The organism is Paenibacillus sp. AGC31, from assembly GCF_057334655.1.
The window spans coordinates 459,277-474,764 of sequence record NZ_JBHFJH010000027.1; the positions used below are offsets into that span (position 1 = coordinate 459,277).

The window sequence follows — 15,488 nt, forward strand, 5'->3', positions numbered from 1 at the left end:
AACAGTACATGTTAGGCAATTGGCGATATTTTATATTGAAATTGAACTGTTACAATGAAAGGGAACTTGTGTAGTCAGACATGCTGGAAGGGGTAAACCGATGAAGAGAAGAATACTTGGCAAGACGGAACTGGACGTACCTGTATTGAGCTTTGGAGCATCCTCACTCGGTTCTGTATTTCGTGACATTGACCGGGACGAAGGGATTCGCACTGTACATGCGGCTGTAGATGCGGGGATGAATTACATAGACGTTTCGCCTTATTACGGGCTGACAAAGGCGGAGACAGTGTTGGGTGAAGCCATCCGCAGCTTGCCCCGCAGTTCATATATATTATCAACCAAAGCCGGACGGTATGGGGAAAATGAGTTTGACTTTTCACGTCAGCGGATTCTGAATAGCGTGCAAGAGAGCCTGGATCGACTGCATACAGACTATATCGACATTCTGTTCCTGCATGATATTGAATTTGTGCCAGCAGAGATTATTATCGAAGAAGCTTTTCCAACGTTGCTGCGTCTGAAAGAGCAGGGAGTTATACGACATGCGGGCATATGTGGATTACCCTTGCCTTTGTTCGAGAAGGTTCTGCCACAGATCGATGCGGATGCGATCATATCGTATTGTCATTATTCATTGAATGATACCTCATTATTGTCGTTATTGCCCTTGTTGGAAAAAAAAGAAATGGGCCTCGTCAATGCTTCGCCTCTTTCTATGGGCTTGTTGAGTACCCGAGGGGCTCCTGCCTGGCATCCGGCAGACGATCGGGTGAAAGAGCTCTGCCTGAAGGCTGCCCGCTTCTGTGCAGAACAAGGCAGTGACATTGCCAAGTTGTCCGTGCAATTCTCCACGTCGAATGAACGAATTCCGACAACACTGGTGAGCAGTGCCAGCCAGCGCAATATCCTCAATAATGCAGCCTGGATAGAGGAACCGATGGATCAGAGCCTGCTGGATGAAGTGCTGCGCATTCTGGCTCCATTGCATAACGAGACGTGGTCAAGCGGACGACCAGAATATAATACGAAGCCAAGCAAAACCACAGCAGAAGCATCCAAGGGGGAACAACGATGAGAGCCATTGTATGTGAAGAAATAGATCAATTGAAGCTCCAGGACCTGCCTCAACCGGAACGAGCAGAAGGAGAGGCGTTGGTTGCCATTCGGCGGATTGGGATCTGTGGAACGGATCTGCATGCGTACAAAGGCAACCAGCCATTCTTTACCTATCCTCGTGTTCTGGGTCATGAACTGGCGGCTGTTATTGAAGAAATCGGTCCGAACGAGGCTGGGTTACAGCCTGGGGATCAGGTAAGTATTATTCCGTATCTGCATTGCGGTCACTGTATTGCATGTCGCAATGGAAAAACCAATTGTTGTGCGTCCATGCAAGTCATGGGTGTGCACGTAGACGGAGGCATGAGAGAAAGAATCAGCGTGCCTGTCTCACATCTGCTCTCAGCAGAAGGTTTGACGTTGGATGAGACGGCAATGGTAGAACCATTAAGCATTGGAGCCCATGCCGTCAGAAGAGCGGGAATCAAGCCTGGTGAGCATGTGGTTGTGATTGGAGCTGGCCCCATTGGCTTGGGTGTGATGGCATTTGCCAAACAGGCGGGAGCGCGTGTTATTGCCGTTGATCGTAATCTGGACAGGTTGGAGCTTAGCCGGACTTGGGCTGGAGCGGATGACTTGGTTCAGGCGAATGAACATTCTGTGCAGCATGTGGCTGAAATCACGGGAGGCGACTATGCTACAGCTGTTTTTGACGCAACCGGTAATGTGAATTCCATGAATGAGGCCATTCAATATGTTGCGCATAGTGGTCAACTCATTTTTGTAGGACTAGTGAAAGCAGATATTACTTTTCATGATCCTGAGTTTCACAAGCGGGAGATGAGCATCCTGGGCAGTCGAAACGCAACCCGTGAAGATTTTGAACAGGTCCTGTCCACCTTGCGTCAAAAGAAATTAAATATGGATGGGTATATCACACACCGAGTGGAATTTGATGAGTTACCTACGGCAATAGACCAATGGTTATTGCCAGATTCCCATGTAGTCAAAGCCATCGTTGAGCTATAATAACAAGTAAGTCTGATAACAGAAAAAAACGCTCTCTGACCTTGGTGGACAATACTGTCCATCCATAGGGGAAGAGAGCGTTTTTTGTAAGTTGAATTAAAATTACACGATAACGAAGAGGACAGAAAAAACCTGAAAAAGCGAAGCGTTCGCCTGAAAGCTTTCTGAAAGAAAGCAGCTCCGAAAGCATACGCTATCCCCGGATTTTTCCCTTGAGAAAAGGGAATAGAAAAAATCTGGGGATAACAGCGATTGGAAGGTTGTTCTGTCATCGTAGTGTCAGTGTAAATATCTTTAGGTCAACTTACATGAGCTATTATTTTTCCGGATTCGTTACAATGCCCGCATGTGGATCAATGTGACGCACAATGGACTTCAACCAGATTATCTCCAGAACATGTACCTCATAATAAAGTGCACCCGGGATTTGCCTGATCCATCCTTCCGTCATCGCGAGTTGTGTTGAGTCAGAAGTGGCTTCCAGCGTTCCAGGTTCACGGCGCAGCCGTTTGCGTACAGCTTTTTCAACTTGAGAGCTTTGTGTGGTCAAAATGCATACTTTTCGTTTGGAAGAAAAGCCCCTGAACGCAATGTACACCATTTCATAAGCAATAAGATAGGCGATTACGGAATACATCGCTTGGTCCCAGCCAAAGACAACACCAGCGGCTGTCAGTATCAACAAGTTAAGCAGCATGATTATTTTTTCGATAAGCATCCGTTTTCCACTAAACACACGTTCAGGTGGGCGGGAAGACGGATCACCGATTTCCAGCGTATCCAGTGTCCCACCATACCGTACGACGAGCCCAATTCCGAGTCCGAGGCATAATCCACCAAACATGGCGGCAGCCAGCGGATGCTCTACAAGTGGCGGCATGGGATGAAGCACAATGGCACCGATCGAAAAGACAACCAGACCCAGAACAGTAACCAGTACAAATTTCTTCTGCACAATCTTGTAAGACAGAAATATAAACGGAACATTAAATAAAAATAGGAACAATCCAATCCTCATTTCGGTCCAGTGGGCGAAGAGTGAGGAAATGCCGGTAATGCCTCCAATAATAATCTTATTGGGGTGTAAGAACAATTCAAGTCCCACGGAGGCCAGAATTCCGCCCGCAATAACGAGAAACAGGTTTAACCAGCGGCGGGTAGACGATATCCTGGTCTTGACGGTGTTTGGCACCGGATTAGCCGATATCAGAGGTGCTTTCATAGGTCATCCTCCTTAGTGCGGCTTTCGAGCCATTCTCCCTGGGTTAGTCACAGAAAGATCGGCGTAAGAGCCGCGAAGTACGTTAGTATGTCTGTTCTGTACAGACATAGGAATTATCCTTCTTTCTGTAGGACCTTTGGTTCTTCTTTCTTTTTCCGAGGATCTTTGAACTTGAATATTTTATCCAATAAACGGAATACATGTTTGGACTCTTTGGTTAATAAAGGACCCAGAATGGCCAGAATTAGGACATACAGCGCGGCAAATGGTTGAATCATTGGCAACAGTCCACCGGCTTTACCCATATTGGCCAAGATGATGGAAAACTCACCCCGTGAGACAATGGTTAATCCAATATTTGCCGATGCTTTGGGCGATAGCCCTGCACTGCGTCCAGCCAACATACCGGCCAGGAAGTTACCGAACAATGTAATAACAACTGCAATCAGGGCCAACCATACGGCTTCGCCACCCAGGGACAAAGGATCAATGGACAATCCAAAGCTGAAGAAGAAGATGGCTCCGAAGAAGTCACGGAACGGTAGAATCAAATGCTCAATCCGCTTCGCGTGTTCTGTTTCAGCAAGCACCAGACCAACCAGTAATGCACCAATCGCTTCGGCAACATGAATGGTTTCAGAGAAACCAGCTACCAGGAACAAGGCTCCAAATACAACGAGAGAGAAGAGTTCATTCGATCGAATTTTAAGCAATTTGTTTAGTAGCGGTGTTGCTTTGCGTCCAAGGATAATCACGATAAGCATGAATCCAAGGGCAATAAGTGCGGACATGATGACGCCTCCGATGGAGGATGAATCACTAAGCACAAGTCCGGACAAGATTGAGATATATACAGCGAGGAATACATCTTCGAACATAATAATACCCAATATCATCTCTGTTTCCGGGTTGGCTGTTCGTTTCAAATCGACGAGTACCTTGGCCACAATGGCACTGGAAGAGATGGTAGTTATACCTGCGATAATAAGTGCTTCTGCAACTGGGAAACCGGAAACAAAACCGAATATTAATCCCAGCGTAAAGTTAATGCCGATGTAGATCGAGCCGCCAACTGCAATGGAGCGACCCGATTTAATTAAACGACCTACCGAGAATTCAAGTCCAAGGTAGAAGAGAAGGAACAGGATACCGATCCGACCCATGAATTCAATAAAAGGCTGACTCTCAATAAAGCGGAAGTCCAGATGCCAGATTTTCATGGCATGTGGACCAACGGCCATCCCGATTAGAATATAAAACGGAACAACCGAAAATCTTAGTTTTGCCGATAAAAGGCCGGCTGCCGCAATGAGCACAAGGGCCAGACCTACTTCGAATATCAAATGATCCATCTATTTACCCCCTTCCAGTCAGGAGGAGGGATTTAAACAGTTTCTGCTGATTGCGTTCGCCAACGGCTACCACCGTGGATTCTGCACTGATAACTACCTCCGGACCTGGGCTGATATGTTTTTTGTGATTTTTCTCTACAACGGCGATAACCGTTGCCCCAGAGTTTTGACGTACGTCCAATTCACCGATGGATTTACCGATACTTCCAAAAGATGGTTCGATTTTGTACCACTCGATAATCAGGTCGTCAAACGTTACTTCAATATTTTCAAGCTGCTTTGGTTTGTAAGTTAATCCGCCAACAATAGCAGCAATCTGTCGTGCTTCGTAATCGTCAAGTGTGATCATCGAGATGCTTTGATCGGGATCATCATACTCGAAGTGGTACATTTCCCGGCGACCGTCATCGTGAATAATAATGACAATTTTATCACCGCTGCTTGTTTCAATTTGAAATTTTTTGCCAATTCCCGGCAAGTCTGTTTCGCGTACATCCATGGATTGTTGCCTCCTTATAATTAGGGGCTGGCCACAGAAGACAGGCTTATTTCCCGAAAATGATTAATCTGCTGCTCAACGGAACATCAAAAGATGCGGGTAAACAGAGCCAGAAATTCCTGACACAGCCATATGATTTGAATTTGTCGGTGTGGGTACAACAAAAATAGGTACTGTCAGAACATTGGTTTATCTAACGTGTGCTTAAAGGGTTATAAGTTATGCACAAGCACACCGTCTTATAAATACAGAGGTGTCTCCATGCAAAAGCAACCTGTAATACGTCGTAACGGCTAGTGAAGAGCGTTCACGTATTTTGGTGCTATAGGGGTGAGGGATACATACATGCTGGTAAACTTAATAGGTAGCAGAAATAATCTGCGTTTAAACAGACAATACCACGGTTTAAAGGACAGACCCGTTGTAGGGATTCGCAGCATCAATACCAATGCGAGGACAAGAAAGACAGGCTTATTATGCGTAACCGCAATCAGCTTGGACATGACTTGTGGGTATTTGCGAATGACAGGTTTCTGCTGGGATTCGGGTATTTGCAACAGCACTTCCTTGTTGGAAGTTGCTTCTACAGACACCCCAACGGCAGATTCGGTCTGCATCGGAATAGGGAAGCACAAGGCTTGGAAAACGCACAAAATGATAATGATAGTGTAGTGGAGTATTCTAGGTTGTTGTCTCATTTTGGCTTCCCTCCTTTTCCGTGAAACATACTGTTATTAAAATAATAACACATTTTTGTCTTAACTCCAAACCTCTTCATAATATACTGAGAAATCATGACACGCTTTCCATCAATCCGCTTCGTATATCCCCATCGGCCTTGCCATATACTTTGAACAGGAAGGAAAGGAGTGATTCTTGTGGAACTGTTTGCTGTATGGACCGATGTATCGGGGCAAGAGGAAGCGGATCAATTTTATCGTTGTGTCAAGGAAAAAACCAAAGGTTTACATATAAATAAAAGAGGTTTCCGGCTCACCTTCAAACATAATGATGGAAGAGCAACCTGGGTGTGCAGAGGGAATGAGAATCACGAAGACTTCCAGCAATGGCTTCCCCGGATCAGTGATCTGCTCTCCCTTGGACTCGCCGACTTCATTATGGAGACACAAGAACGAGGCATGGTGGAGGATATGATCGCCAAGGCGTGTTCTGTCATGGATGAGCATGAGGTGGAGAAGGTCAATCGAATCTGCATGCCACTTCTATTAAATGGTGATCTGGATCAGCCCGGACTTCGGGAGCGCCGCCGTACTACGTTAGCCAGTGGACTACGGCAGGATCTGGAGGATGTTCACTTTTTTCACCTTGAAGGTATTATCAATTTCCGTATACGGCCATATAAGCAGGAACTTCAGGAATTAGTGGAGTATGCACTCGATGAGTTCTGGATGGATCGGCAATATGAAGAGTTTATGGGGCTGTTAAAATATTTTGTGTTTTTTCAAGAAGCCAAAGTACCACTAGTTCATCTTGTACACAAGGGAATGCATGAATTTCAGGTCTTGGATGCTGGACTTAATCTGTTACCTGTGCAAAAGGATGAACAGGTTGTTGTGGAAATGCCGGGTCTGGAACTGGAGATGGATATTGAAGATATGATTGTAAGTACACTCATCTCGATCTCTCCTGAGAAGGTCATGCTCCATACACGCACCCCGGATCTGCCAATCATCTCGACCATATGCCAGATCTTTGAAGACAAAGTGCAAATATGTCATCATTGCCCGGAATGCGAAGTGCTGCGCTCAGGATTGTTGACAGGTCTTGACGCAAGTGATCTCGGCAATTATAATAACTGTTGATCCATGAATTTTTCATGAGAACCATTGAACCAAAAGCGTTGACAAAGACAACAACCACACGCAAGATCGGTGCAGAGAGAGGAACCTAGGCTGGAATTTCCTCCGGATATCACGTATGGTTTACCCCTTTGTAGCTGCAATTTTGAAAGTGGAGTTAGAATATCGCCTTTATGGGGGATTATCCGCGAGTAAGGATCTGCCGGGTCATGCCCGTTATCGTCATGCCAATGAGGGCTGTATTTCCGAATATGGATGAATCAGCTGAATTAGGGTGGAACCACGAGTATATAACACTCGTCCCTTTGCCGGGACGGGTGTTTTTTGCGTTCCTTTGCAAAATGACTGGAATAGCAATAGATTATCAGTCCATAAATATCTGGACTCGAAGGTTACATTAACAGGAGGAATGAGACAAATGGCAGTGAACATTAAATTACCGGATGGTTCGGTACGTGAGTATGCGGATGGCAGCAGCATTGAGGATGTAGCCGCTTCAATTAGCAGCGGATTGCGCAAAAATGCCGTAGCCGGCAAGTTGGATGGCATCGTGGTGGACTTGTCCACAACACTTCATGAGGGAGCATTGGTGGAGATCGTAACGCTGGATTCACCTGAAGGACTTGAAGTGATGCGTCATAGTACAGCTCACTTGATGGCTCAAGCAGTGAAACGTTTATATGGTAACAAAGAGGTACGCCTCGGTATCGGCCCTGTCATTGAAGATGGTTTCTACTATGATATGGATCTCGAACATGCGCTCAATCCTGAAGATCTGCAAAAGATCGAGAAGGAAATGGAACGTATTGTGAACGAGAACTTGCCAATTGTACGTAAGGAAGTTAGCCGCGAGGACGCGATCAAAACGTTTGAAGAAGTGGGCGATCCTTACAAACTTGAGTTGATTCGTGATTTGCCGGCGGACAGCGTGATTACGATTTATGAGCAAGGTGAATTCTTCGACTTGTGTCGTGGTCCTCACGTACCATCGACTAGCAAAATCAAAGTGTTCAAACTGATGAATGTCGCGGGTGCTTACTGGCGTGGAGATAGCAAAAACAAAATGCTTCAACGTATCTATGGTACGGCTTTTGTGAAAAAAGCACAGCTGGACGAGCATCTGCACTTCCTTGAAGAAGCTCGCAAACGGGATCACCGCAAGTTGGGTAAAGAGCTGGAAATGTTCACATTCTCCCAACTGGTCGGTCAAGGCCTGCCAATCTGGTTGCCTAACGGCGCGAAGCTGCGCCGTACTCTGGAGCGTTATATTGTGGATCTGGAAGAAAGCCTGGGATACCAGCATGTATACACACCGGTTCTGGGTAACGTGGAATTGTACAAAACATCTGGACACTGGGAGCACTACCAGGAAGATATGTTCCCGAAAATGGTTATGGATAACGAGGAACTCGTTCTGCGCCCAATGAACTGTCCTCACCATATGATGGTGTACAAGTCCAGCATGCACAGCTACCGTGATCTGCCAATCCGTATTGCGGAGCTTGGCATGATGCACCGTTATGAAATGTCGGGGGCATTAACAGGTCTGCACCGTGTACGTGCAATGACACTGAACGACTCACACATTTTTGCACGCCCGGACCAGATCAAAGAAGAGTTTGCTCGTGTTATCGAGTTGATTCAAACAGTGTATAAGGATTTTGGTATTAACGAATACCGTTTCCGTCTGTCCTATCGTGATCCGAAGGATACCGAGAAATACTTCCAGAACGACGAGATGTGGGAAATGTCCCAACGCATGCTGCGTGAAGTTGTGGAAGAACTTGATCTTCCTTTCTATGAAGCTGAAGGTGAAGCGGCATTCTACGGTCCGAAGCTGGATGTACAGATCAAAACAGCCCTGGGCAAAGAAGAGACATTGTCTACGGTTCAACTGGACTTCCTGTTGCCTGAGCGCTTTGAACTTGAATATGTGGGAGATGACGGACAGAAACATCGTCCGGTCGTTATTCACCGCGGTGTAATTAGTACAATGGAACGTTTCACAGCATTCTTGCTGGAGAACTTTGCAGGAGCTTTCCCATTGTGGTTGTCTCCGGTACAGGCAAAAGTGATCCCGGTATCCGGAAACTTCGACGATTATGCGCGTGAAGTGGAAGCGAAGCTGAAACGTGCGGGAATCTCTGCTGAAGCCGATCTGCGGAATGAGAAGCTTGGATATAAAATCCGTGAGGCGCAGCTTGAGAAAATGCCTTATATGTTTGTAGTTGGTGAGAATGAGCGTAATGCAGAAGCAGTATCCGTGCGTAAGCGTGGAGAAGGCGATCTGGGCATGAAACCGGTCGATGAAATAATCGCTCAATTGAAAGAAGAAATCGCAACACGTTTGGTATAAATGAACAAATGATCTATCGGATAACCAGTGCATAAGTTGCGCTGATCACTCTGTATAACGCCTGGATAACATGGGATTGACCTATGTTATTCAGGCGTTTTTTCGTAGTGTTTGCAGTAAAAAGTATAGATTAATTGCTTTTTGGAAAACCTTTGCAGTGAGGGGGAGGTTATACAATGAAAAAGCAATTCTCAATTCAAAAGAAACATATACGGGGTTTATTGGTTGGCTGTGTGATGTTCGCCGGAATGATGATTAACCTGAATCAGGCGGATGCCTATACATTTGAAGAGGAAAGTACAGTACTGCATGTCGAGAGTCAGAGCAGCGGCAGTGAAGGTCCGATTATTGAAACTTCGAGCAAGTCGGATCAAGAATTTCCAGAACAGGTCAGCCATCAATACAGCGATGAGGCCCAGCTGACGACCATGGTTTATATGGCTTTATTGTGGTCACCACAACCAATGGTCATTCCAAGACCTGAACTTCCAGAAAAACAAGTGGCAGATCCGTCTATGCCGGTGCTTGCTCCGCGTTCAGAACAAATCCTTGGTACACAAAAGGTTACAGCAACGGGATATACGGCAGGAGTGGAGTCTACAGGAAAAGGGCCTAAACATCCTCAATATGGAATTACGTATTCTGGTGTCAAAGTACGCCGTGATAAAGAAACGGTCTCCACGATTGCAGCTGATCCAAAATTGTTCCCGATGGGTTCCATTCTGTATATTCCGGGCTATGGCTACGGAATTGTTGCAGATACCGGTTCAGCGATCAAAGGCCATAAGATCGATCTGTATTTCCCGACAACCAAGCAAGTGTACAAAGAGTGGGGCAAAAAGGATGTGGAGGTACAGGTGATCAGGCAAGGCGCTGGAAAGTGTACAGAAAAGATGCTCAGCGAGTTGGCCGATGCGATTGATGTGTACAAATCCGTACCGGACTCCTGGCTGGACAAGGCCATATAATTTCACCTGGTCACATGAATAACTGAAGTGCTCTCTTCACATAATATTGACTGGGGACGAACCCCGCGGTGCAGCAATGCAACGTAAATATGAAGAGAGAGGTGATTCGTTGTGGCTAAGAAATCACAAGGACAAGGGTACCAAACGCCAAACGAGAAGTACAATGCAGAGTTTGGAGAAGAGAATGCAGCAGCTAAAGTGAAACAATCCGCTCAAAACAAAGTACAAGATAATTTCCAAACACCTGATGAAAAATTCAATGCCGAGTTCGGTGTAGAAAACACGGGTCAAACAAACCAAGGCCGTGCAGGGAAATTCCAGAAATAATTGAAGATAAAGATTCAGCACCCTGGAGCAGCAGCTCCGGGGTGTTTTACATATGCGAAGTTTTTTACATTAATACCCTCCCATCTCAGTCTCGAGACCGAGATGAATTCCATCTGCCGCCGCTGTTCTCATTGTCTTGTCTGAGTTACACTGGATACATAATACAGACAAAGGAGACATGAGCGATGAAACGATCGACGCGTGACCGCTGGTGGGTTGGCATACCTCTTATTGCTATTGGTGCGATGATCTTGTTCAGACAATTGGGATATGACATTGATGTAGGATATATTTTCAGAACATATTGGCCGTTATTTCTAATCTGGTGGGGGGTCAAAGGAATTTCCGAGATTCGTCGCAATGGGGGTTACGCCTTTATTGGACCGATAATTGTACTGGCGATCGGTGGGTATTTTCTGGCCCGTAACCTGGGATGGATTGATTACTCCATGGGTGAGTTTATCCGTTATCTGATCCCGGTTATGCTGATTGGCGGAGGATTATTTGTACTGATTGGTCCACGACGTCGTGATCGGAAACATCATGACAAGATGCAGCCACCTCCAGCACCTGAGCAACCTTATAAACCGTTGTCTCCGGAGGATCTGGAGATGCCGTCGTCGTTTGACGAACAGTTCGAGAAAACATTTGGCAAACCAAAACAGGAACAGAAGAACGATGCACATGGCCCTCATTTCACAGGATCAACGGATTCATCATCACAAGGGCATCAATATAAGAAGAAACATCAATCGTATAACTCTAACGATACCGGATATGGAGAACATTATGGTGATGGGTACGGAAATGGTTATGGGAATTATGGCAGTGGCAATACCATTAATAAATCAGCGTTCATAGGGGATTTGTACATGGGACAGGAAGTGTTCTCGTTGAAACCCATGAACATCTCGGCTTTTATCGGAGATACCGTAATTGATTTGACCAAAGCACAGATTCCATACGGTGAGACGAAAATTGTCATTTCTTCATTTATTGGGGATGTGAAAGTATTTGTTCCAGAAGATATGGATCTGGGTGTGACGGTGACGACTAATTCCTTCATTGGAGATATGTCACTGTTGAACCAGAAACGCGGCGGATTCCTGAGTAGTGCCCAGGCTGAAACTGCCCATTACCATGAAGCAAGCAAAAAGGTACGGATTATTGTAAGTGTGTTTATCGGAGACGTCAAAGTGAATAAGGTGGGTTAACGCATGATTCGAACAATTCTCAAGGCCAATAAATGGGAACTGATGATGTATTTTGCGCTAACCGGTCTGATTACGCTGGGCGGATTCTATCTATTGTATGGAGAGGTGTTGATGGGGGCTGGTCGTCAGCGGGCATGGACCTATGTTGCCGTTGTTGTGCTGGCCACCGTTATCACCGGATATATCGCTGCATTACGACTCCAACGCAAGATCGATCTGCTTGATCTCAACATGTTGAAAGTGTCCAAGGGTAATCTGGCGGTGCGCATGCCTGAAGCGGATGATGCTTCGTTTGGTCGTGTCTATCAGGAATTCAATGTCATGATGGATTCGATTGAGAAAAAGATGAGACTGCTTCAGCGCCTCGGTGAGCAGGAAGTCATTGAGAAGGAGCAAGCCTCGGAGCGGGCTGTGCTTGAAGAGCGCAAACGAATGGCAAGGGACCTCCATGACACGGTTAGCCAGCAGCTGTTTGCCATGCATATGTCGGCTTCGTCCTTACCTCGTCTGCTGGAGATGAATCCTGAACATGGCGGTAAAGTACTGGACCAGTTAATCCAGATGTCACATATTGCACAGCGTCAGATGCGAGGACTTATTGCCCAACTTCGACCGGTGGAGCTGGAAGGGCGTGACCTCACCGCAGCACTGGATAGTTGGTTTCCTGATTATTGCAGGCAGAATGGTCTTAAAGGTGTGAAAGAGCTGGAACTGGATGGCGGAATCTCGGATGCCATTGAGCACCAGCTGTTTCTTGTTATTCAGGAGGCTGTTGCGAATGTCGTGAAGCATGCAGAGGCGGGAGTGGTTAGTCTGTCCATACGGGAGAGTGAACATCAGATCAGCATGAGCATCAGCGATGATGGTCAGGGATTTTTGCAGCAAGCGGAGCGTCCGGGTTCATATGGGTTATCTACTATGCGTGAACGGGCGGAGAAGCTTGGGGGGCAAGTTCAGATTATATCAAAGCCGGGAGCGGGAACGACGGTACGGGTATTGATCCCGAAATTTCCTAATGTATCTGAATGAACTAGAGGGGGAGACGCAATGAGTGGGAAAGTAAACGTAATGATTGTGGATGACCATGACATGGTTCGAATGGGGCTGAAAACGTATCTGATGCTGGAACCTACTTTTCATGTGATGGGGGAAGCGGGCCACGGGCAGGATGCGCTTGATCAGTTGCGTAAGTTAAATGATAGTGAAATGCCGGATCTGATCCTGATGGATCTGATGATGCCGGTAATGAATGGCGCTGAAGCAACAAAAGCCATCATGACTGAATTTCCAGGGATGAAAATTGTGATGCTCACCAGTTTCCTGGAGGATGATCTGGTTGTGCAAGCGATTGAAGCGGGTGCGGTAAGTTATGTACTGAAGACAGTCTCTGCTGAAGAACTGATCTATGCTCTTCAAGGGGCCTATAGAGGCATGCCTGTTATGACAGGTGATGTGTCGCAGGCATTAACCCGGGGAATCAGACAACGTACAGCGAGAGAGAGTGAATCGGGTCTGACTGAACGGGAGAAGGAAGTGCTGCTGCTTATTGCAGAGGGAAAGACCAACAAAGACATTGGGGAAGAATTACATATCAGTATCAAAACCGTCAAAACACATGTAAGTAACCTGCTGATGAAATGTGAGATGGACGATCGTACACAATTGGCCATCTATGCGCATCGTCAGGGTTGGGTGAAAACGAAAGGGTAAAATGCTGTCATGACGGGGAAAAGAGTCTATTCTTACGTGCTTTTATCTCCTTTTTAATTGTTTTTAAGGTACGGTTAAGGTTTAAAGTACAAAATAAGGACAGTTAAAGAATATCTCTTGGGAATAAGAGATTGGGAGGTAGAGAGGCATGGACGAACGCAACTATAGATCGAACCGTCAAGACGAGGAAAACGAAACCAAACAAACGGAGAATCGCAATTCTTCCGGAACGGACGAATCCTCCTATTATTATTCTTATGGACCTTTTCAGTCCGTGAATCAGGAAGATACAGCAAATCACATGGGAAGCACTAATCAGCGTGAAGAAGGAAATGTAGAGATTACAAAACCTGATCCGGTGAGACCCGTACCTACTTACTATAATAGTGAATCATCCGAACAAGCGAAAAGATCATCAGCAGGCGGCGGAAACGGCTCAGGTAACGGTGGAGATCAAGGGAATGGCGGCAAAGGCAACTGGAACTATAATAACCGCAAACCACGTTCTTCCGTAAGATCACTTCTATTTTCCTTTATTGCCGGTATGCTGGTCATCACCGTTCTCATGTACACAGCTGATAGAACAAACATGTTCACACCGGAGACGGCACTTACGAACACGGACAATCAAAGTTCAGGACAGGAAGCGTCCACAAACACAGGCGGAGGCAACAATGTTACAGCGTCGTTACTGCCAACAGGCAAAGAGGATGTGTCTTCCGTAGTGACAAGTACAAGTCCAGCAGTCGTCAAAATCGAAACACTCGCGAAGCAGTCCTCACGTACAGGATTGGGTCAGGGTGGATCAAATACAAGTGATCCGCTGTACCAATACTTCTTTGGTAATGGCGGCGGAACGGAAGGCAATCAAGGCCAAAGCCAGCAACCACAAAGCAGTAATCAGCTTGTGCCTATGGGCATTGGTTCGGGGTTCATTTTTGACAAAGAAGGATATATCCTGACGAATCAACACGTTGTTCAGGGTGCAGATGTAATCCAGGTAACCCTGGAGAACAACAGTAAACCTTATGAAGCTAAACTGCTGGGAAGCAGCTTTGATCTGGATTTGGCTGTATTGAAAATTGAGAAAAACAGTGGTGACGATGCGTTCCCTGTAGCTCCACTAGGTGATTCCAACAGTACTCAAGTCGGTGAATGGCTTGTAGCTATTGGTAACCCGGAAGGATTTGAACACACCGTTACAGCAGGTGTACTGAGTGCCAAAGAACGTACAATCAGCATTCCAGATGAAGAAACAGGAAAAACACGTGAGTACAGCCATTTGCTGCAAACGGATGCTTCGATTAATCCGGGTAACTCCGGTGGTCCGTTGCTTAACCTGAATGGGGAAGTTATCGGAATGAACGTTGCAGTAAGCGCAGATGCACAGGGAATTGGTTTTGCAATTCCGTCGAGCGTCATCTCTGAAGCTGTTAAATATCTTAAAGAGAACAAAGAAGTTCCCAAAGAGCCAGTACCATTTATCGGTGCGTCTCTGATGGCTCTCACGCCTGAAGTTGCTAAACAAATGGGAACAGATGTTACCGAAGGTTCAGTTGTAGCCAGCACGATCTTCCAATCACCGGCTTACCAAGCAGATCTTCGTGCATATGATATCATCACAGGTGCTAACGGTACGCCTTATGCGACAAGTCAAGACCTGATTGATTTTATCAAGAAACAGAAGATCGGCAGTGAAGTTACATTAAACGTGGTGCGTGACGGTAAGAAAATGGATCTGAAAATCAAAATCGGAAACAAAAATGATTTTGATACTTCACAAACAACAGGTACACAACAGCAGCAACCATAAATATCGGTCAAGGATTAACAGAACGGAAGGGTTTGAAGGCCCTTCCGTTTTTTTTGCCCTGATGGAGCAAGGTTACAATGGACCAGTACGGAATGGAGACCGCCTACTTGAAGATGCAG

At 46.1% G+C, this 15,488-nt stretch carries 14 protein-coding genes; 10 read left to right on the forward strand and 4 right to left on the reverse strand.

Annotated features, from left to right (window positions below):
- Positions 1-100: 100 nt before the first annotated feature.
- Together ACE04G_RS14195 and ACE04G_RS14200 are read left to right on the forward strand one after the other, a co-directional pair.
- The gene (locus ACE04G_RS14195) at positions 101-1,078 is read left to right on the forward strand and encodes an aldo/keto reductase (RefSeq protein WP_221822982.1); all 978 of its coding nucleotides are present in this window, start codon (positions 101-103) and stop codon (positions 1,076-1,078) included.
- The gene (locus tag ACE04G_RS14200) at positions 1,075-2,088 is read left to right on the forward strand and encodes a zinc-binding alcohol dehydrogenase family protein (protein WP_221822984.1); all 1,014 of its coding nucleotides are present in this window, start codon (positions 1,075-1,077) and stop codon (positions 2,086-2,088) included. The genes ACE04G_RS14195 and ACE04G_RS14200 overlap by 4 nt, the downstream gene beginning before the upstream one ends.
- A gap of 316 nt (positions 2,089-2,404) precedes the next feature.
- Here the strand turns inward: ACE04G_RS14200 and ACE04G_RS14205 are convergent, their stop codons facing one another.
- From ACE04G_RS14205 to ACE04G_RS14220, 4 genes are all read right to left on the reverse strand, one after another.
- Entirely contained in the window at positions 2,405-3,310 is a 906-nt protein-coding gene (locus ACE04G_RS14205) for a YitT family protein (protein WP_221822986.1), read from the reverse strand.
- 113 nt (positions 3,311-3,423) lie between these two features.
- Complete coding sequence (locus ACE04G_RS14210; protein ID WP_091014701.1) at positions 3,424-4,662, reverse strand: cation:proton antiporter; 1,239 nt, start codon at positions 4,660-4,662, stop codon at positions 3,424-3,426.
- A 4-nt stretch (positions 4,663-4,666) separates the two neighbouring features.
- The gene (locus tag ACE04G_RS14215; RefSeq protein ID WP_036610059.1) at positions 4,667-5,161 is read right to left on the reverse strand and encodes a cation:proton antiporter regulatory subunit; all 495 of its coding nucleotides are present in this window, start codon (positions 5,159-5,161) and stop codon (positions 4,667-4,669) included.
- 293 nt (positions 5,162-5,454) lie between these two features.
- A complete protein-coding gene (locus ACE04G_RS14220; RefSeq protein WP_221822988.1) occupies positions 5,455-5,859 on the reverse strand; it encodes a hypothetical protein in 405 nt (134 codons plus the stop codon).
- Positions 5,860-6,039: 180 nt separating this feature from the next.
- On the opposite strand from ACE04G_RS14220, the gene ACE04G_RS14225 reads away from it, so the two are divergent.
- From ACE04G_RS14225 to ACE04G_RS14260, 8 genes are all read left to right on the forward strand, one after another.
- Positions 6,040-6,984 carry a putative sporulation protein YtxC gene (locus ACE04G_RS14225; protein WP_221822990.1) on the forward strand — a complete coding sequence of 315 codons (945 nt, stop codon included), beginning with the start codon at positions 6,040-6,042 and terminating at the stop codon, positions 6,982-6,984.
- 415 nt (positions 6,985-7,399) lie between these two features.
- Positions 7,400-9,337 (forward strand): threonine--tRNA ligase, encoded by a 1,938-nt coding sequence (thrS, locus tag ACE04G_RS14230; RefSeq protein WP_221822992.1) that lies wholly within the window; start codon positions 7,400-7,402, stop codon positions 9,335-9,337.
- Between the two features lie 428 nt (positions 9,338-9,765).
- Positions 9,766-10,305, forward strand: a complete 540-nt coding sequence (locus ACE04G_RS14235) for a 3D domain-containing protein (protein ID WP_156946116.1) — start codon at positions 9,766-9,768, stop codon at positions 10,303-10,305.
- Positions 10,306-10,416: 111 nt separating this feature from the next.
- Positions 10,417-10,632 (forward strand): hypothetical protein, encoded by a 216-nt coding sequence (locus ACE04G_RS14240; RefSeq protein WP_221822994.1) that lies wholly within the window; start codon positions 10,417-10,419, stop codon positions 10,630-10,632.
- Positions 10,633-10,817: 185 nt separating this feature from the next.
- Positions 10,818-11,846, forward strand: a complete 1,029-nt coding sequence (gene liaF / locus ACE04G_RS14245; protein WP_449004130.1) for a cell wall-active antibiotics response protein LiaF — start codon at positions 10,818-10,820, stop codon at positions 11,844-11,846.
- A 3-nt stretch (positions 11,847-11,849) separates the two neighbouring features.
- Positions 11,850-12,875, forward strand: coding sequence for a HAMP domain-containing sensor histidine kinase (locus ACE04G_RS14250; RefSeq protein ID WP_091032721.1), 1,026 nt, complete (start codon positions 11,850-11,852; stop codon positions 12,873-12,875).
- Positions 12,876-12,893: 18 nt separating this feature from the next.
- Positions 12,894-13,556, forward strand: coding sequence for a response regulator (locus ACE04G_RS14255; protein WP_017689597.1), 663 nt, complete (start codon positions 12,894-12,896; stop codon positions 13,554-13,556).
- A gap of 148 nt (positions 13,557-13,704) precedes the next feature.
- Positions 13,705-15,369, forward strand: a complete 1,665-nt coding sequence (locus ACE04G_RS14260) for a S1C family serine protease (RefSeq protein ID WP_449004129.1) — start codon at positions 13,705-13,707, stop codon at positions 15,367-15,369.
- The last annotated feature ends 119 nt before the right edge of the window (positions 15,370-15,488 follow it).

What these genes read in the sequence shown, in the direction of transcription:
- ACE04G_RS14195 (WP_221822982.1), top strand. Translation starts at nt 101, where the DNA reads ATGAAGAGAAGAATACTTGGCAAGACGGAACTGGACGTACCTGTATTG.
- ACE04G_RS14200 (WP_221822984.1), top strand. Translation starts at nt 1,075, where the DNA reads ATGAGAGCCATTGTATGTGAAGAAATAGATCAATTGAAGCTCCAGGAC.
- ACE04G_RS14205 (WP_221822986.1), bottom strand. Translation starts at nt 3,310, where the DNA reads ATGAAAGCACCTCTGATATCGGCTAATCCGGTGCCAAACACCGTCAAG.
- ACE04G_RS14210 (WP_091014701.1), bottom strand. Translation starts at nt 4,662, where the DNA reads ATGGATCATTTGATATTCGAAGTAGGTCTGGCCCTTGTGCTCATTGCG.
- ACE04G_RS14215 (WP_036610059.1), bottom strand. Translation starts at nt 5,161, where the DNA reads ATGGATGTACGCGAAACAGACTTGCCGGGAATTGGCAAAAAATTTCAA.
- ACE04G_RS14220 (WP_221822988.1), bottom strand. Translation starts at nt 5,859, where the DNA reads ATGAGACAACAACCTAGAATACTCCACTACACTATCATTATCATTTTG.
- thrS (WP_221822992.1), top strand. Translation starts at nt 7,400, where the DNA reads ATGGCAGTGAACATTAAATTACCGGATGGTTCGGTACGTGAGTATGCG.
- ACE04G_RS14235 (WP_156946116.1), top strand. Translation starts at nt 9,766, where the DNA reads ATGGTTTATATGGCTTTATTGTGGTCACCACAACCAATGGTCATTCCA.
- liaF (WP_449004130.1), top strand. Translation starts at nt 10,818, where the DNA reads ATGAAACGATCGACGCGTGACCGCTGGTGGGTTGGCATACCTCTTATT.
- ACE04G_RS14250 (WP_091032721.1), top strand. Translation starts at nt 11,850, where the DNA reads ATGATTCGAACAATTCTCAAGGCCAATAAATGGGAACTGATGATGTAT.
- ACE04G_RS14255 (WP_017689597.1), top strand. Translation starts at nt 12,894, where the DNA reads ATGAGTGGGAAAGTAAACGTAATGATTGTGGATGACCATGACATGGTT.
- ACE04G_RS14260 (WP_449004129.1), top strand. Translation starts at nt 13,705, where the DNA reads ATGGACGAACGCAACTATAGATCGAACCGTCAAGACGAGGAAAACGAA.